The organism is Bradyrhizobium sp. WYCCWR15520 (assembly GCF_056174665.1).
Map to the genome: position 1 here is coordinate 1 of NZ_JBWBWM010000055.1, position 18,128 is coordinate 18,128.

The following is an 18,128-nucleotide window of genomic DNA, read 5'->3' on the forward strand; positions in this document are numbered from 1 at the left end:
AGCTGAAAAGGCGTTCCGCATGCTCATCTTCGCCGCGCATCCCGATCCTCAGTCGAAAGGAATCAACCACATGCACAGAATCACACTCCGATCGCCTCGCAAAACGACTTTTTCAGCAGCCTGCTAGAGGTGGAGGGCTCAGCGCCATCAACACCGAACGAGGGTAACAAGCAGAAACAACTCCGTTGGCAGCCCACTTCCCCTCTTGCACGAAGACACCATCGACGAACGGAGCAGCGACGGTACGATCATCATCTGCGGAGCGGAAGCAAGTGGGCAAGAGCAACGCCCTGTTACCGCGCGATTGCAACGGCGCTGTGACTCTAGCCCCGCGTCGAAGCTGTGCGCTTCATGCCCGACCTCAATGCGCCTGGGGGTACATCATCTGCGATATCGCGCTGGATCTGCGATATCGCGCTGGCCCACGATGCGGTGAGCCGTTCGCAGCGGCAAGGCGCTTCCTGTCTGTAAATCATTCTCTAATGCAATCTTTTACTCTTCTGCGCGTGCCCGCAGATCCCCTCTATATCTACTCACGCCATGCAGCGTGCGGGCGAAAGGTTGGCACCTGCGCATGCGAGCGCGCTTGGTGCCGAACCTGTCAATGGAAGATCTCGACCTGCAGCGTGGAGACGACAAGAACGTTGGCTGCCTCCGCGGATGGCATAGCAATAGATAAGAAGCGAGCGCCTAGCGATGCCGCACAGAAAAAGTTTGTGCGAAGTGCATCCAGATCGGCGTCGTGCGACTAGCTATAACGTGGCAGCAGTTACGGCCATATCCCGCCACTCACATCGAAAGGAGACCAACATGGAGAAGATGGAAAAGTTTACTCACCCTATCGAGCTGTCTGATCAGGAGCTCGATCTGGTTGCGGCTGGCTCAGGCTGCTGCAGAGGAGGAAACACGAACAATGGCGGCATCGGCGGCCTCATCGGCATCGGCTTCCTCAACGATAACAACGTCGCGGTTCAGGTTGGTTTTGGAAACGTAGCCGTCCAAAAAACGTAGCCACCCAATCTGCTCGTACCCTGGGCGGTGCACCGCCCAGGGACGAGCGGAGTGAGCCACAATGAGACTCCAACTCTGCCGCACTGACGACGCAGGTCAGTTTCTTTCGGCCCGATGCGGGGGCGAACCCGCTTTCCCATACGAGGAGCGGTTCTCCATCGCATTGTGCGGTACCCATCCGTGGCGCAGCGGAGGATATCAGGCGGAGAGCGATATCACGCGTAAATTGACGAACGAAACGTAACCAACGAAACGTAACCAAGGTGCGTCCATGGCGACTCAGCCAGCTCTATTTCGCCAGGAAGCAATTGACTTTCTGCATCAACGCCACAGCTGGGGCGAGGTCGTATCGCTGCAGCCGATATCGAGCATGATCCTCGGCTGGACTCTTGCGAGCCTTGTTGCATTCATTTTGGTTTTTATCTCCATCGCTCAATACGCCCGCAAGGAAACGGTCACCGGCTATCTAACTCCGACCCTCGGAACGGCCAAAATTTTGGTGCCGCAACAGGGTTTCATCAATGAACTCCACGTCAAGGAGGGTCAGGAGGTTGCCGAGGGCGACCCGCTCCTGACCATAGTCACTTCCCAAATCAGCGCCAACGGCGATGACGTCAATGCCGCCGTTCTCGCAGCGCTGGCGCGGCAACGCGAGGTGATCGAGCGACAGATCGCTGCGGAAGAGCGCCGGACCGCTTCGGAACACGAGCGCCTCGCTTCTACAGCCAAGGGAATCGAGGGGGAGATTGCCCAACTCGAGGACCAGCGCAACATACAAAACGAACGGCTGAAGCTTTCCGAAAGTTTTGTATCGACCGGCGCCACGCTAATCGCGAAGGGAGCGTTGCCTGCCGTCGAATTGAAGCGCCGCGAGCAGGCGGCGCTCGAACAAGCGCAGAACTTGGCGTCGCTCGATCAGCAGATCACTGTACGACGCACCCAATTGACTGATGCTCGGCATACGCTCGAGCAACTTCCGACCGTTGCCGCAGAACGGACTCGCGTACTGCGTGGCGATCTCTCCTGGATCGAACAACGCACCGCCGAGGTGGACGGACGGCGGGCCTACGTTATCAAGGCGCCGACGAGTGGGCGCGTGTCTACGCTGCAGGCGACCGTCGGCAAGGTCGCTGATCCGAAGCATATGCAGCTCGAAATCATCCCACTTGATTCGACCTTACAGGCGGAGCTGTTCTTCCCGACGCGCGCGTCCGGATTCGTGCGCCCCGGCCAGCAGGTCAGGATACTTTACGATGCATTTCCCTATCAGAAATTCGGCACCTACCGCGGCACCGTGGCAAAAGTCTCTCACACGATCCTGACCGGCAATGATGCTACTGGGCCGATCACTCTCAAAGAGCCGGCGTACCGCGTGACTGTGCTTCCCGAGCGGCCCGACATCGATGCCTATGGGCGCAAGATGTCGCTTCAGCCAGGCATGCTGCTCAAGGCCGACGTGATCCTTGAGCAGCGCTCGCTGATGCAGTGGCTGCTTGACCCGATGCTGAGCGCAAGGATGTAGCTTCATGCAGGGACTGTTGAATTTCAGCGGACGCGGGTTCCTCCCGGTCATCAGGCAGACAGAGGCAGCCGAATGCGGGCTGGCATGCCTTGCCATGGTAGCGTTCTATCATGGCCGTCGAACTGACATGAATAGCCTGCGGCGGCGGTACGCAGTCTCGCTGAAGGGTGTCACTCTTCGCGACCTCATGGAGATAGCGGCTCACCTGGGCCTGGCATGCCGGCCGCTGCGAATCGAGGTTGACCATCTGAGCCAACTGCGTCTCCCAGCTATCCTGCACTGGGACATGGATCATTTCGTTGTCCTGAAGGCGTGCAAGAAACACGGGATCGTGGTTCACGATCCCGCCGCCGGCGAGAAATGGTTTCCCATCACCGAGGCATCGAGACATCTCACTGGAGTCGTACTTGAACTCTCACCCAGTGAAGGGTTCTGCTGCACAGACCAGAGAGTGCGATTACCGTTCTCAGCATTCTGGAGCGGAATGAGGGGAAACTCTCATGTCTTAGCGCAAATATTGGTTCTCTCGGTGGTCATCGAGATCCTTATCCTCGCCGCTCCTTTCTACATGCAGCTCACGGTAGATGAGGTCATCGCCAGAGGCGACGTCGATCTTCTGCTCGTACTCGGACTTGGCTTCGCGCTACTCGTCTTGATCAAAGTCGCGTCGACCGCGGCCCGCTCGTTCATTGTTCTTCTTCTGCAGAACACGCTCAGCTTTCAGATCGGCGCCCGGCTGTTTCACCATCTGGTGCGTTTGCCCCTCTCATTTTTCGAAAAGCGGCACATCGGCGACATCCTGTCGCGCTTCGGCTCGATCGAGCCCATCCGCAACATGCTCGCGGAGGGACTGATCACGGGCTTGATCGACGGTCTCATGTCGGTGTTGATGCTGGCGTTGATGTTCGCATACAGCGTCCAGCTCGGATTCGTTGTCCTGCTCGCGTTCGCGCTGTACGCCGCTTTGCGACTAGCTCTCTTCAGGATATTCCGACAACGGAGCGAAGCGGCCATTCACAGCAAGGCACAGGAAGACTCCAACTTCATCGAAACCGTGCGGGCGGTGCAGAGCTTGAAGCTGCTCAACCGAGAGAACGAGCGGGAGAGCCAGTGGCTGAACCGCTATGCTGAGTACGTAAATGCCAACGTGCGGCTAGGCCGGGCGAGGATCAGCTTCAAAGCCATCAACGACACGATATACGGCCTGGAGAACGTAATCACAATCTACCTCGCCGCTCGCCTCGCACTAGACAACCTTATCACGGTTGGCATGATATTCGCGTTCGTCAGCTACAAGCTGCAGTTCGCCGAACGGACAGCGCTGCTAATCGAGAAGCTGGTTGACCTGCGGATTCTCGGACTGCACTTGGAGCGCCTCGCCGACATTGCGCTCACCCCCTTAGAGCGGGGACACGACCAGGATCTGTCGTTTGTGCGACCGATCCGCGGCTCGATCGAGCTGCGCAACGTGTGCTTCCGTTATGCAGAAGCAGAGCCTCTGATTCTTAACAACGTCAATCTGTGCGTTGCTCCGGGACAATTCGTGACGATCATGGGACCTTCCGGCTGCGGCAAGACAACACTGGTCAAGATTATGCTTGGGCTGCTCGAGCCAACGAGCGGGGAGGTCCTGATCGACGGCCTTCCATTGGGCCAGATCGGACCGCGCGCTTATCGCGAACACATTGGCGCGATCATGCAGGAGGATCAATTGCTGTCAGGATCCATTGCCGACAACATCTGCTTTTTTGAGACGACATTCGATCGGCAATGGATGATCGAGTGTGCGCAGATTGCCGGCATCCACGACGATATCATGGCAATGCCGATGAGCTACAACAGCCTCATCGGTGACATGGGAAGCTCATTATCCGGCGGGCAGAAACAGCGAGTACTGCTTGCGCGCGCGCTCTATCGCCGACCAAAGATCCTGTTTCTGGACGAGGGCACAGCACATCTGGACACCGACAAGGAAAAAGAAATCAATGCCAATCTCCAGCATCTAAATATGACTCGTGTGAGCATAGCACACCGACCTGAAATCTCCCACGGAGCGGATATGATCATCCGTCTTTCCAGGGCGGCCCAGCCCTTTCAGGTCGGAGTTTCAGGCGGCACACCAGCAGCGGCGCCTGCGCGCGATGCTGGTCACACCGGGTTTGCCGCCGAAGATGCGAAATCGACCAAGCTCGCCCAGGGCCACGACGAATGCTCCGATGACGGCCGTAAAGGCGACTATTCGAAGCAGGCCGGTAAGATCGACTACTCGAAAGACGGCAAGGGCGAGGACTTTAAGCACGATGGTGGCTGGAAGGACGCCAAGAACGGCGACGGCCTGCCGCAGAAGGACTATTGCGGCCCGAAGCCGCCCGACGACTGCGGAAAGGGCGGCATGTATCGTAACCCGGGTGAAGCGCTGGCCAAGCTCGACTTCTCACATGGTGATTTCGGCTCGCGCTCTCCGGATCACTCGGGTGATATCCAGGGCTCGGCGCGTCGCAATGCGGGTCGTTCGTAGGAATTTCCTGCGTGCTGCGCATGGCCAAATCTCCGCGACGGTGCATCAGATGGTCGCCTTCCGACTAGAAGCAACATGGCAGCCGCTACAGCAGGCTGGCGCGCCGGGTGGCCGGAAGCAGCGGTGGACACCCAACAGCACACCCTGCGCGGGGGCCGCGCCTTGCCTGATGTGCAGTTCCAGAACTAACCGCCGCAGCGAACATCAAGCTTAACGCATGAGTTTCGTTGCGGGCGATCAAAACACGCATAGCGTAGCTCGAGTCGCGCAGGATCCCCCCGCCCTAAGGCGCAGGGGACGGTTCGCCACAGAATCTCCCCACGCGAAAGCTTGCAACTGCTGCGCGGGATCGAGGAAATCCTGATGGAGGGCGCGTCGGCAGGCTGCGGCACCCTAACCGTGTGTCCTTTGACGGAAACGCAGCTCGGGAGGCCGCGTAGTCGCTCACGGATGAGAGTAGAGCCCGTCGATTTCTACGCTGGGCTACGCCACTGCCCCCTCGTGAGCAGATGGTGGTTTTTCCTTCGCGGGGCGTTGGTTCAAATAAAGATGTAACGACCACAAGAGCAGGCGTGATCAAGACGCGCGAGATCAAATAGGGAAGATTTGACCAAACAAAGCACCAACATTCGCTGCGAGTGACAATGAGGGAGTAGAAATAGCGAAAATACTTTTCGCAACAATGACTTATGCCGCTTGGTGCGCTCGGAGGGACTCGAACCCCCACGATGTTACTCACTGCCACCTCAAGGCAGCGCGTCTACCAATTCCGCCACGAGCGCTTGGGATACCGGCTGGAGCGAAGCAGCCCGCCGGATCAACGGCGCCGATGTAACAAATCAGGGATGCAGGGACAAGGCAGTTTTGCGACCGAATAACTACCAATAACTACCTGACATCAGGGGATTTCGGCAGCATTTGCTTGACTTCGACCGCGATACGGTTGCGATCCACCAGCACGACGCCGGAGGCTACCGGCAGGTTGTTGGCGAGGATCTTGACCTCGTCCTGCTCGGTGGCGTCCAGTTCGATGATGGCGCCGCGGGAAAGCCGCATCACCTGGTGGATGGGCATGGTCGTGGTGCCGAGCACCACCATGAGATCGACACTGACTTTATCGAGGGTGGCCACTTCTGAACCGCCAAAGGGGGACTAAATGGGTGTGGTTCCCACCTGACCACGTTATGGTTAGCCAATGGTTAATGACCGCCAAAGCCTTGATTTGACGACATTCGCGCTAGCCCAGGGCGGCGGCGAGGTCGAATGGCGGATTTCCGAAGGCCCGGTGCCCTACCCCGATTCCGTGACCGAAATGGAGGCACGCGCGGCCGATATCGCCGACTGCAAGGCGGCCGAACTGGTCTGGCTGCTGGAACATCCTCCGCTCTACACCTCAGGCACCAGCGGCAAGCAAGCCGACCTGCTCGACCCACGATTCCCGCTGTTCACCACCGGCCGTGGCGGCCAGCTCACCTATCACGGACCCGGCCAGCGGGTGGCTTATGTGATGCTCGACCTCAAGCGGCGGCGGCCCGACGTGCGCGCCTATGTGGCCGGCCTCGAAGAATGGATCATCCGCACGCTCGACGCCTTCAACGTCCGCGGCGAGCGCCGCGAGGATCGCGTCGGTGTCTGGGTGAGGCGACCCGACAAGGGCACAGACTACGAGGACAAGATCGCTGCGATCGGCGTGCGGCTGCGGCGCTGGGTGTCGTTCCACGGCATCGCCATCAATGTCGAGCCGAACCTGTCGCATTTTTCCGCGATCGTGCCCTGCGGCGTCGTCGATCCGCGTTACGGCGTCACCTCGCTGGTCGATCTCGGCCTGCCCGTCACGATGGAGGATGTCGACGTCGCGCTGCGGCGGGCGTTCGAGGACGTGTTCGGCGCCACCGGCGCACGCCTGCCCGAAGCGACGACGTAATTTTATCGCGCGCAGCCAGCCTGATCCAGATCCCCGCTTTCCTGTTGGCACTCAGCCTCGCTTGTTCTCGGCAGGCGCGGATTGAGCTATATTTGATTCCGGTGCCGCCCACGCCTCCCCCCTCCATCGGGAAAGTAAACGTCATGCCGGGCGAATAGACTGTTGGGCCGACTGTTCGAGCGCCAGGCATAAGGAGGGGTTGCGATCATTGCTCGCAATGGGAGGTTCTCTCGATGAAATTGTCTGCACCAATCTATCATCTGAAGCGGAAGGCGAAGCTTCTTTCCCGCAAGCAAGGCATTCCGCTGCACGAAGCCCTTGACCGTATAGCGGCGGCCGAAGGTTTTGGCGCCTGGAGTTTGCTCGCGGCCAAAGCGGCTGCGGTGACGCCAGCCGGCAAGCTATTTCCCCAGCTCAGACATGGTGACATGCTGCTCGTCGGAGCCCGTCCGGGCCATGGCAAAACCCTGATGAGTCTCCAACTCGCCGTGGAAGTCATGAAATCGGGCCAACGAGGCGCGTTCTTCTCGCTGGAATACACCGAGAAGGAAGTGCTCGACCGTTTCCGTGCAATCGGCGTGGAGCCGGCGCAATTCGATGGGCTGTTCGAGTTCGATTGCTCCGACGCCATCAGCGCCGACTATATCGTGAAGCGAATGGCCGGCGCGCCGCGCGGGACCCTCGTGGTCGTCGACTTTCTGCAGCTCCTCGATCAGCGCCGTGAAAACGCTGACCTGATGATTCAGGTTCGCACGCTGAAGTCATTTGCGCGCGACCAAGGCTTGATCGTCGTCATTATCTCTCAAATTGATAGGTCATACGATCCTTCGATCAAGTCCTGTCCCGATCTCAGGGATGTCCGGTTGCCAAACCCGCTGGATTTGAAGCTGTTCGACAAGACGTGCTTCCTGAACAACGGCGAAGTTCAGTTCCGGGCAGCTAGCTGACGCGGCTGATTCAAGTCGCGGGCGATGTTATTCGCCCGCGACTTTGCCTGACGGCCGCTCGCATGGTGCTCGCGCAGGATCGCGCTGACCTCACGCCGCCGCCTTCCGCGGCGCGACCTCCAGCTTGCCGGCGATATAACGGCGCTCCTGGGTCAGCCCGCCGAAGCCGTAGGCGTCGCCCTTCACTTCGTCGACATGGGCGTAGCTCTCTTCGTGCAGCGGCCCGAGCAGCTCGCTCATGCGCTGGAACAGCGCGGCGAGATAGGCCGCCTTCTCGTCCTTGGTGTTGGTGCCCTCGCTGACATGCACGTCGAGCCAGAAGCTGGCGAGACCCTGCTCGGCGAGCGATTGGCCGCCGGCGAACCAGTCGGCGGCGTCGACCGCCTTCACGATAACGGCAGTGACCTTGGGATCCTTGCGCAGGATTCGCGCGGTGAGGTCGCTGACGGCGGACGCAATCTCCGCCTTCAGGGACGGTGCCTTGCGAGCGCTGGAATAGGTGACGGTAATAAGCGGCATGGTCGTTCTCCTCTGAGCATTGGCGCGTCCATCGCGCCTCCCTCATCTAGACCCCAGACCATCATTTTGGTATCTTATCTATATTCATAACTGTGATAATAGATCATGATGATGATATGAGCACGCTGGATATCGAAACGGTGCAGGCGTTCCTGTTGGTCGCCGAACTGCAAGGCTTCACCCGCGCCGCCGAGGCGCTCGGCACCACGCAGGCCGCGATCAGCATGAAGCTGCAGCGGCTGGAGAGCGTGGTCGGCAAGCGGCTGGTCGAGCGCTCTCCGCGCGCGGTGGCCCTGACCGCCGAGGGCGCCGCCTTCCTGCCCCACGCCCGCGCCCTGATCGAAGCGCATGATCGCGCGCTGTCGGGCGAGAAGCCCGCGCGCCAGCAATTGTCGCTGGGGATATCCGATCACGCCGCGGGTCCGGAACTGGTGCCGCTGCTCGAGCGGCTGCATGCGATGTCGTCGCAACTGGCGCTTTCCGTGACGATCGGCTTTTCGCGCCAGATGCTGGATGCCTACGATGCCGGCGAACTCGACGCCGTGGTGGTGCGGCAGGAAGGTAGCCGCCGCGGCGGCGAGAAGCTGACCGAGGACGAATTCGGCTGGTTCGCCGCCAAGCGGCTTGTCTGGCGCCGCGGCGAGACACTGCCTTTGGCAATGTTGGCCCCGCCCTGCGGCGTGCGCGCGCTCGCCATCCGCGCCCTGGACAAGGCAGGCATCGCCTGGAGCGAAAGCTTTGTCGGCGGCGGCGTTACCGCCGTGGCCGCGGCAGCCCTGGCCGGCCTTGCGGTCGCGCCGTTAGCCCGACGGATCGCGCCGCCGGGGCTGGTCGACATCGGGCCGGCCCAAGGCCTGCCGCGCCTCGCCTCCTCGAAGGTGATGCTGCATTCGAAGGTCAGCGATCCCGCCAAGCTCGCAGCGTTGCGGACACTGGCGGCGACGTTCAGAAGCGTGGTTGCGGTGCGGTAATCCACCGTTTCGTTAAAAAAGCCAAAAGCCCTGGAACCAATTGCCTTGCCGAGCGTTTGCGCCAGTTAAACGGGCAGTCGGGATGTCGAAAAAAGATCAGCAGCAGCAAAGGGATCTATTCGAGAGCGAACGTAATTTCCGACTCCTGGTTGAAGGTGTTGCCGACTACGCGCTTTACATGCTGGACCCGACCGGCCAAGTCACGAGCTGGAACATCGGCGGCCAGCGGATCAAGGGCTACGCACCCGATGAAATCATCGGGCAGCATTTCTCCCGCTTCTACACTGACGTCGACCGCGCCAACGGCAAGCCGCTGCGAGCCTTGCGCATTGCCCGGAAACAGGGCCGCTACGAGGAAGAAGGCTGGCGCGTGCGCAAGGACGGCACGTTCTTCTGGGCCAGCGTCATTATCGACCCCATCTACGAGGATGGCAGGCTCGTCGGCTTCGCCAAGATCACCCGCGACATTACCGAGCGCCGCGAAGCCCAGCTCAAGCTGGACCAGATGCATCAGCAGCTCGCGGAATCGCAGAAGCTCGACGCGCTCGGCCAACTGACCGGAGGCGTCGCCCACGATTTCAACAATCTCCTGATGATCATCAGCGGCAGTCTTCACACGCTGAAGAAGACGGTGGGCAACGATCCCAAGTCCCAGCGAGCGATATCGGCGATCGAAGGGGCGACCAAGCGCGGCGCCTCCCTCACCAGTCAGCTACTAACATTCGCGCGGCGGCAGAGCGTCAATCCGCAGGCCGTAGACGTCGCGGAACGGATCGATGCAATGCGCGAGGTGCTCGATAGCGGTGTCGGCAGCGCGGTGAAGCTGCAATTCGAAATCGCTCACGGCGTGTGGCCAGTCATGGTCGACATTGCGGAATTCGAGACGGCGATGGTCAATCTCGTCATCAACGCGCGCGACGCCATGACCGGCGGCGGCGTCATCACGATATCGGCGCGCAACGAACGGTCCGGCGGCGACGCCTTGGACGGCGAGTACGTTGCGATCTCGGTGGCAGACACCGGCACCGGTATCGCGCCCGACGTGCTCGGCAAGATCTTCGATCCCTTCTTCACCACCAAGCCGATCGGCAAGGGCACCGGTTTGGGGCTGTCGCAGGTGCACGGGTTCGCCCACCAGGCCGGCGGCACGGTCAGGGTGGCGAGCGAGCTCGGCAAGGGCACCAGGATCACGATCCTGCTGCCGCGAAAGGAAGAGGCCATCGCGGCCGAGGACGTCGATGCGGTCGAACCCGGCGGAAGCGGTATCGTGCTGCTGGTGGAGGACAATCCTGACGTCGCGGCCGTCAGCACCGGCCTGCTCGAACAGCTTGGCTACACCGTTCGCAGGGTAGCGAGTGCCGAAGCGGCGTTGCGCGAAATCGAGCTCGACGGAATCGACCTCGTGTTCTCCGACATCGTGATGCCCGGCAAGATGGATGGCCTCGGCCTCGCCCGTCACCTGAAGGCTGTCAGGCCCAGACTGCCGATCCTGCTGACCAGCGGCTACAGCGACGCCGCGCTAAGCGTGCGCGGCGATTTTCCTATCCTGCGCAAGCCCTACGAAATCCACGAACTTAGCCAAGCGATCGCGAAGCTGCCGCGGTGATGGCGCTACTGGAGATCGCCGGGCTCGTTGCGATCCCGGCCAGCATGCCTTCCCGCGATCAACCAGTAGGCCAGCCCGGCCGCCAATCCGGCCGCAGCGAAAAGCCAACTAGACCCCACCGGCCATGGCATGCCCGCCACCGCGAACAGAACGCCTTCGCCAAATAGGCCTGCTGCAGTGCCGGCTCCACCGAAGAATAAGAGAGAGCGGATCCGAAATCTCTCGCTCAGCCAGATCGCTGCGCTGGCGGGAATACCGCTCAACACTACCGTCAGCACGAAGATCGAGATGGCAGCCGTCACAAGGACTGAAATGCTCGCGCCCATTGGGCTGAAAAACATCGTGCCGCGCGGAACGACGAGGAGGAGGAGCAGGAATGCGTAGATGAAGGCGGTTGCTATTCCGCAGGCAGCGAGCCAGCCTCTGATTGGGCGCGAACCGCATGAGCACGCGTACATTTCCACCTCCTCACAAGATCGCCTCGAACGCGCTGCGCAGCGTTTCATGGCGGAACACGAAGCCGTTGCTGAGCGCCTTGTTCGGCAGCACGCGCTGGCCGCCCAGCAGCAATTCACTGGCGAAGTCGCCGCCGACACGACGCAGCAGCGCATCGGGAATGCGGAACAGTGCGGGGCGGCGCAGCCGGCGGCCGAGTTCTTCGGTGAATTTCAAATTGGTGACCGGGATCGGCGCGGTCGCGTTGACAGGCCCTGCAATTTCCGGACGCGCGATCACATGCGCGATCAGGCGGATCAAGTCGTCGCGCTCAATCCATGACATCCACTGCCGGCCCGAGCCGAGCGGCCCGCCGAGACCGAATTCGAACGGCGTCAGCGTCCGCGTGATGAAGCCGCCTTCGGTGCCGATCACGAGGCCGATCCGCAAACAGACCACGCGCACGCCATGCGCCTCCGCCGGACGCGCCGCGTTCTCCCAGGCGTCGCAGAGTTCATGGCTGAAGCAGGCATGGGATTTCGCTGACTCCGTCAGCACCTGATCCTGCCACAGCCCGTACCAGCCGATCGCGGAGCCCGAGACCAGCACCGCCGGCTTGCGTTCGAGCCGCGCAATCAGGCGGATGACGTCGCCGGTCATGTTGATGCGGGAATCCAGAATCCTGCGGCGCTTGGCCTCGGTCCACAGCCCGTTGCCGATCGGCTCGCCCGCGAGATTGACGATCGCATCGATGCGGGCGTCGGCCGGAAGCTGATCGAGGCTCGTGATCAGCGTGATCGGCGGCGGGAGCATCTCGGCCTTCGCCGGGTTGCGCACCAGCGCGATGACCTGATGCCCTGCCCCCGTCAGGCTTGCGACCAGGCGGCCGCCGATGAAGCCGGTGGCGCCGGTGACCAGCACCGTCTGCCGCGCGGGCCATTTTTCGACCAGGCTTGCCGCCGGTGCAGCCGTCATGCGCGAAAGGCGCTTCGACGCTGAGAAATCGCGCAGGCCGCACAGCGCGGCGCCAACGGCGGCTGCCGCCGCGATCACGCTGAGCCAACCCGCGTAGGCCGACTTGATTCCGGTCGGCTGCATCGCCCAGGAGATCAGGACGGGCAGCAGCAGCACCAGAATGGCGCCGTAATTGATCGCGAGCAGCGTGTGATTGATGCGCTCGCTGGCCGGCAATTTCCGGCTCATGTCTTCCTCGACGAAATCCATCAGCGTGATGATGATCTCGGCGACCAGCACCGCGATGACCAGCATGGCAAGAAGGCCGTGCACCTCCAGCCAGCCCAGCACCAGGAACAACAGCGCATAGAACATGTTGCGGACAGCATGGAGCTGCAGCTCGTAGCGCTGCGAGGGACGCCACGCCAGCCGCTCGGTCAGTTCGTGGTGATAGAACGTGTCGAACACGCCCATCACGACCTGAATGGCGATCAGGATCCAGAGCAGCGACGTCATGATGCGGCCTCCATGAACACGGCGGACTGACGAATGAGTTTGCCGAAGCGCGGATGAACGATGTCGAGCGAGAAACGGAACGTGCCGCCGCCGAGATCGGAATGGGTGACGGTTAGATCGCCGGGCGTGAGCCAGGGCGGCAGCGGCACCCTCAACGGACCAATCTGCAGGGAGTAGCCGACGCTGCGAAACACCAGCGCTTCGTGCTCGACCGATATCAGCAGCGCCATGCTGACGCCGTAGCCGACATATTCCTCAAGGCCGGTCGGGCCGGCAAAGCGCTTGGCGGAATGGATGACCTGCGGAAAGCCATTGCTGCGCGCGCACATCCGGGTCCAGATCTGGCCGCCGCTCGCCGCGTCCTCGGTCACCGCCACGACCATCGGGACGCCGGTCTCGGCACCTGTCGGCAACGGCCCGCCGATCAGGCGCGCGAGCTGCGCCAGCCACCAGCCAGCGCGGCTAAAACTCGCCTCCTCCACCGTGCCGACATAGACAACGGTTTCGCCGTCGGCAAAGCGCTTGGAAAAGCGCCGCCAGATCGCCAGCGGCAGACGGCCCCATTCCTCGTCGGGCAACAGATTGTGGAAGCGGCGGTCGTCGAGCAGGATGGTGTTCGAGGCAGGCGTTGCGGGAAACCTTGGTAATCTGGTGGACGCCATTGCACGCTCCTGCTTGCCCCTCTGCCCCTACTTCGATTTCCCGACCGGCAAAAAGCTGACGATCTTCTCGCCAAGCTTGATCAGCGCGACCAGCCTCGGCCGCGGCACATGCAGCATCTGCGTGTACCAGCGGTCCACCAGTTCGGTGAAAGCCAGCATTTCCTTCAGCCGCTTGGCCGCGACCGGGCTGATGGTCGGATCATCGGCAGCGTCGGAAACGCAGGCCCGTAGCGCATCGATGGCGGGATCGATCTCGCGCTCCTTGCGGCCGGCGGCGATCCGCGCCGCCACTTCCCAGATGTCGGTTTCGGCCTCGAAATGATCGCGGCGGTCACCGAGGATCGGCACCCGGCGGATCAGATTCCAGGCCAGCAGCTCCTTGATCGAATTAGAGACGTTGGACCGCGCCATGCCGAGCGTCTCGGCGATATCTTCCGCGGTCATCGGCGCCTCGGCGAGGTACAGCAGGCCGTGGATCTGGCTGACGGAACGGTTGACGCCCCACTCGTCCCCCATGTCACCCCAGTGCAGGATGAACCGTTCGACGACGGCGGGGAGTTTCGTTTTGTCGGTCTTTTCTGTCATGACAGAAATATCTGATGGAACTGTGCAGATGTCAAGGGCGCTCGCGGCTGACTTTTGCGGTTTTAGGCTCCTGCCCCCGGGCTTATCCCTCCTCCCTCTTCGCCAAGGCTCGCCCGATAGGTTCCCGCGATGGAACCCGAGGGAGATGTCGGTTCCGTTATTTCCCGGGCCCGTCCGTTAACCCCTTCGGTACCGGTCGCGCCTTAGATTCACCCCTCGCGCGTCGCCGGCAACGAGATCAGGCGCGGACATCAAGGCGAGGAATGCCCCATCGAAATCCCCCAGACCCCGGCGGGCCGCTGCGGCGGATATCGTCGACGGCCGTCGTCATCATTTTTGCGCTGGTCATGACCGCCTGCGTCCTCGGCGTCATGGCCTGGAAGGCGTTCGACGCCAAGAAGGCGGCGCTGACGAGCGGCAGCTCCGACATTCAAAACCTCGCTCATTCGCTGGCAGAGCACGCCTCGCACACCATTCAGTCGGTCGATATCGCGATGACGGGAATGGTGGACCTGCTGAAATACCGAGACCCCGAGCCTGACAGGTTCAACCGATACCTGGCCGAAACGGCGAAAACGCTGCCCCAGTTGCGGAGGATCGGCGTCTCGGATGCCAAGGGCAACTGGACCTATTCGTCGTTGGCGGAGATGCCGCGCCATACCATCTCGGACCGCAACTATTTCGTCTACCATCGCGATACACCGGACAACGCGCTTCGGATCAGCGAGCTGCTGCAGTCCCGGGTCGACGATCGATCCTCCATGATCGTTGTCTCGAAACGTATCACCAAGCTCGACGGCAGCTTCGGCGGGGTCGTCGCCGCGGCGATCGACAAGGATTATTTCAACGGCTTTTACCGGACATTCCAGCTCGGCCCGGACGGCGGCATCAGCCTGATACGGAATGACGGTACGCTCCTGATACGCTGGCCGCTGTCGGACAAGAGCACGAACCTGTCCAAGACCGACCTGTTCTCGAAGCATCTCAAGCTGAGCTCTGTCGGATATTACAAGATCATCTCGCCGTTCGACGGCGTCGTGAAGCACCTCGGCTATGAGGAGACACGCAACTACCCGATGGTGGTCACCGTCGCCATGTCGGAAGACTGGCTGCTTTCGGAATGGTGGAAGACCTTGCGCACCGACGTCATCGTCGCCGGCGTGCTCTTGTGCATGATCCTGATGCTGGCGGCGCTGCTTGCATTGCAATTCCGCTTCCGCAGCAGGACCGAGCGCGCGCTGCGCGAGCGCGAGGCGCATTATCGGCTGCTCGCCGACAATATCGCCGACATCATCATCGTGATCGATGCCCGCAGCGTGCTCCGTTATGTTTCCCGTTCCGTCGAGCCGGTGCTTGGGCTGCAGGCGACGAATCTGGTGGGAAAATCATGCTTCGACCTGGTCCATCCCGAGGACCGCGAGAGCGTCATGCAGGCGACCACGCGGCTTAGTGGTGTCGGTAGCGTCAGCACGGTGGTGTTCCGGCACTATCGCGGCGACGGAACGCTGGCGTGGGTCGAGAGCAAATTCAAGCTGGCATCGGAGACTAGCGATCCCACGCAAATCGAATTTCTTTGCGTCATCCGCGATGTCACCGAACGCAAGCGGATGGAGGACGAACTGACCCAGCTTAACCGCCGGCTCACCCAGCTCGCCGCGACCGACGGGCTGACCGGGCTGACCAACCGCCGCACCCTCGACAGCTTCCTGCGGCGCGAATACGAAGCCTGCGAAGAAATTTCGGTGCTGCTGTTCGATATCGACAATTTCAAGGGCTATAACGACACCTACGGACACCAGGCCGGCGACCGTTGCCTGCAGGCCGTTGCGAAAACCATTGGCGACGCGACCGCCAACACGTCGGGCCTGTCCGCGCGCTATGGCGGCGAGGAATTCGCGGTCGTATTGCCGAACACCTCGGAAGACGAGGCCTTGAAGGTTGCGGAATCCGTCCGGCTGACGGTCCGGGCGCTGGGCATACCCAACACGGCCTCGAGCCGCGGCTACATCACCATCAGCGCAGGCGTCGCCGCCAAGTCCCGCTCGACGCTCGACGAGGCGGCGCTGGTTGGAGAAGCCGACACCGCGCTCTACGAGGCCAAGCGCCTCGGCCGCAATCGCAGCATGGTGCATTCCTCAATCGATCTGCGATATGTCGAGAGCGGCTCCATCCAGCACGATGGCGAAATCGCACTGCGCGAACGGACGCATTAGCGCGAAACTCCCTGCAGCAACGTCCACGTCGTTTGTCGATCATCTGGCCGACAGGTGAGCCAGCTCACCCAGGCGGAGCCGCCCGGTCTCTTCTATCAGCCGACTGAAAAGTAACTTGTTGGCGACTGCCCGAATGCGCAGAAGTTCCGGTTCCGCAAAGCCGGCAACAAACATCCGTCAAACACGCCGATGTGCACGACAGGACAGTTGCGCAGATATCGGCGATCTGGCTTGATGGCTGCGTTGGGACCGCGTTCTCGGTAAGAGCATGTCCAACAAGCCCAGACTACTCTTTGCCAGGAGTGGCCCGCTGATTGCGGTGGCAATCGCGGTGGGCATGTTGTTGAGCGTCGGCGAGCCTACCTCGGCGCAGTTCTTCAATTTCGGCGGATATCAGCAGCAGCAGCAGCGTCCGCCCCCGCAGCGTAACGGCGGCTGGTTTGGCGGCGGCGGCTGGTTCTCCAACGACGCTTACGAGCCGTTCCAGCAGCGAGCGCCGCCTTTGGAAAGGCGGCAGTCCTCACCGCCGCCACGCGAGGATTTTTCAAGGGCGCCGCCGCCCGAGAAGCGCGCAACCGTCCCAACGCGCAATGTACTGGTGATCGGCGACGCCATGGCCGACTGGCTGGCCTACGGACTTGAGGGCGTCTACTCCGAGCAGCCCGACTTCGGCGTGATCCGCAAGCACAAGACGACTTCCGGCCTCATCAAGTACCAGCCCAAGGGCGAGCCCGCTGACTGGGTCGCGGCTGCCAAGGTCATTCTTGCGGCCGAGAAGGCTGATGCGATCGTTGTCATGCTCGGCCTCAACGATCGCATACCAATTCGGGAACCTGTCGACGAGAAATCTGCCGACAAGAAGGGGGACGGAAAGGTTCCACAAGCCAGCGCTGAAACCAAAAACGCCAAGGCTGGCGCGCCGGATGGTACGGCCAATGCAGACGGCAAGCGCGTCGACGGCGAATTGTCGCCCGACGACACCGGCCAGGCGGCAGCCCCCGAAAAGGTGGCGCGCTCGCCGAACGGCGTTTCTGAGTTCCGCGACGAACGCTGGGTCAAGCTCTACAACAAGAAGTTGGACGACATGATCGGGGTTCTCAAAAGCAAAGGCGTGCCGGTCTTGTGGGTCGGTCTGCCGGCCGTCCGCGGCCAGAAGAGCACCTCCGACATGCTGTTCCTGGATAAGCTCTACCGCGAAGCTGCGGCCAAGGGCGGCATCACCTATGTCGACGTCTGGGAAGGCTTTGTCGACGAGGCCGGCAATTTCGTGCAAAGGGGCCCTGACTTCGAGGGCCAGATCCGTCAGTTGCGGACCAATGACGGTGTCTTCTTCACCAGGGCTGGCGCGCGCAAGCTTGCGCACTATGTGGAGCGCGAGATCACGCGCCTCCTCGCGCGTTTGCCGATCGCGCTGCCGAGCGAGCCGGCAACACCAGATGCCGACGCCGTGCCCGGCCAACCCGCGCCGCGGCCGCTGGCCGGACCAATCATCCCCTTGGTCGCATCCTCTATCACGCCGGATCAGTTGCTTGGCGGACCGGGTTCACGCCCGGCCGCGCTCGATTCTATCGCCACGCGCGCGCTGGTGAAGGGCGAAGCTCTTTCTCCACCCGCCGGCCGCGCCGACGATTTCGTATGGCCGCGCCGCGAGATCGGCCGAGAGCACATCAAAGGTGACCCTCTCGCCGCATCGGCAGCCATGCCGCCGACCGCATCGGCGAAACCAAAAAAGTATCGACGCTGAG

15 protein-coding genes and 1 tRNA gene are annotated in these 18,128 nt (G+C 61.7%); 9 read left to right on the forward strand and 7 right to left on the reverse strand.

Annotation, left to right across the window (positions count from 1 at the left end; genetic code table 11):
- Window positions 1-810 precede the first annotated feature (810 nt).
- From AC0QUY_RS37660 to AC0QUY_RS37670, 3 genes are all read left to right on the forward strand, one after another.
- Window positions 811-1,011 (forward strand): hypothetical protein, encoded by a 201-nt coding sequence (locus AC0QUY_RS37660; RefSeq protein WP_202639106.1) that lies wholly within the window; start codon window positions 811-813, stop codon window positions 1,009-1,011.
- Between the two features lie 271 nt (window positions 1,012-1,282).
- Complete coding sequence (locus tag AC0QUY_RS37665) at window positions 1,283-2,533, forward strand: beta-barrel domain-containing protein (RefSeq protein ID WP_475391050.1); 1,251 nt, start codon at window positions 1,283-1,285, stop codon at window positions 2,531-2,533.
- Between the two features lie 4 nt (window positions 2,534-2,537).
- Window positions 2,538-5,051, forward strand: a complete 2,514-nt coding sequence (locus AC0QUY_RS37670) for a peptidase domain-containing ABC transporter (RefSeq protein WP_475391052.1) — start codon at window positions 2,538-2,540, stop codon at window positions 5,049-5,051.
- Between the two features lie 697 nt (window positions 5,052-5,748).
- On the opposite strand, the gene AC0QUY_RS37675 is transcribed toward AC0QUY_RS37670, so the two are convergent.
- Both AC0QUY_RS37675 and AC0QUY_RS37680 read right to left on the reverse strand, forming a co-directional pair.
- Window positions 5,749-5,833, reverse strand: a tRNA-Leu gene (locus AC0QUY_RS37675).
- 106 nt (window positions 5,834-5,939) lie between these two features.
- Window positions 5,940-6,182 carry a FliM/FliN family flagellar motor switch protein gene (locus AC0QUY_RS37680; RefSeq protein WP_057835618.1) on the reverse strand — a complete coding sequence of 81 codons (243 nt, stop codon included), beginning with the start codon at window positions 6,180-6,182 and terminating at the stop codon, window positions 5,940-5,942.
- Window positions 6,183-6,246: 64 nt separating this feature from the next.
- Between AC0QUY_RS37680 and lipB the strand changes: the two genes are divergently transcribed.
- Together lipB and AC0QUY_RS37690 are read left to right on the forward strand one after the other, a co-directional pair.
- Window positions 6,247-6,975, forward strand: coding sequence for a lipoyl(octanoyl) transferase LipB (gene lipB, locus AC0QUY_RS37685; RefSeq protein ID WP_475391053.1), 729 nt, complete (start codon window positions 6,247-6,249; stop codon window positions 6,973-6,975).
- Between the two features lie 233 nt (window positions 6,976-7,208).
- Entirely contained in the window at window positions 7,209-7,922 is a 714-nt protein-coding gene (locus AC0QUY_RS37690; RefSeq protein WP_475391054.1) for a DNA helicase, read from the forward strand.
- A gap of 90 nt (window positions 7,923-8,012) precedes the next feature.
- On the opposite strand, the gene AC0QUY_RS37695 is transcribed toward AC0QUY_RS37690, so the two are convergent.
- Window positions 8,013-8,441: a tautomerase family protein gene (locus AC0QUY_RS37695; RefSeq protein ID WP_475391056.1), complete on the reverse strand. Its 429-nt coding sequence runs from the start codon at window positions 8,439-8,441 to the stop codon at window positions 8,013-8,015.
- A gap of 116 nt (window positions 8,442-8,557) precedes the next feature.
- On the opposite strand from AC0QUY_RS37695, the gene AC0QUY_RS37700 reads away from it, so the two are divergent.
- Together AC0QUY_RS37700 and AC0QUY_RS37705 are read left to right on the forward strand one after the other, a co-directional pair.
- Window positions 8,558-9,412, forward strand: coding sequence for a LysR family transcriptional regulator (locus AC0QUY_RS37700; protein ID WP_475391057.1), 855 nt, complete (start codon window positions 8,558-8,560; stop codon window positions 9,410-9,412).
- A gap of 82 nt (window positions 9,413-9,494) precedes the next feature.
- Window positions 9,495-11,018, forward strand: coding sequence for an ATP-binding protein (locus AC0QUY_RS37705; RefSeq protein ID WP_475391059.1), 1,524 nt, complete (start codon window positions 9,495-9,497; stop codon window positions 11,016-11,018).
- Window positions 11,019-11,023: 5 nt separating this feature from the next.
- On the opposite strand, the gene AC0QUY_RS37710 is transcribed toward AC0QUY_RS37705, so the two are convergent.
- From AC0QUY_RS37710 to AC0QUY_RS37725, 4 genes are read right to left on the reverse strand one after another with little or no spacing between them, the layout of a single operon-like run.
- A complete protein-coding gene (locus AC0QUY_RS37710) occupies window positions 11,024-11,476 on the reverse strand; it encodes a hypothetical protein (RefSeq protein ID WP_475391060.1) in 453 nt (150 codons plus the stop codon).
- A 10-nt stretch (window positions 11,477-11,486) separates the two neighbouring features.
- Window positions 11,487-12,923 (reverse strand): TIGR01777 family oxidoreductase, encoded by a 1,437-nt coding sequence (locus tag AC0QUY_RS37715; protein WP_475391061.1) that lies wholly within the window; start codon window positions 12,921-12,923, stop codon window positions 11,487-11,489.
- Window positions 12,920-13,585 (reverse strand): DUF4166 domain-containing protein, encoded by a 666-nt coding sequence (locus AC0QUY_RS37720; RefSeq protein WP_475391063.1) that lies wholly within the window; start codon window positions 13,583-13,585, stop codon window positions 12,920-12,922. The genes AC0QUY_RS37715 and AC0QUY_RS37720 overlap by 4 nt, the downstream gene beginning before the upstream one ends.
- A gap of 27 nt (window positions 13,586-13,612) precedes the next feature.
- Window positions 13,613-14,170, reverse strand: coding sequence for a GbsR/MarR family transcriptional regulator (locus AC0QUY_RS37725; RefSeq protein WP_161855220.1), 558 nt, complete (start codon window positions 14,168-14,170; stop codon window positions 13,613-13,615).
- 263 nt (window positions 14,171-14,433) lie between these two features.
- Here AC0QUY_RS37725 and AC0QUY_RS37730 point away from each other — a divergent pair, with 263 nt between their 5' ends.
- Window positions 14,434-16,383, forward strand: coding sequence for a diguanylate cyclase (locus AC0QUY_RS37730; protein ID WP_475391065.1), 1,950 nt, complete (start codon window positions 14,434-14,436; stop codon window positions 16,381-16,383).
- Window positions 16,384-16,651: 268 nt separating this feature from the next.
- A complete protein-coding gene (locus AC0QUY_RS37735) occupies window positions 16,652-18,127 on the forward strand; it encodes an SGNH/GDSL hydrolase family protein (protein WP_475391067.1) in 1,476 nt (491 codons plus the stop codon).
- The last annotated feature ends 1 nt before the right edge of the window (window position 18,128 follow it).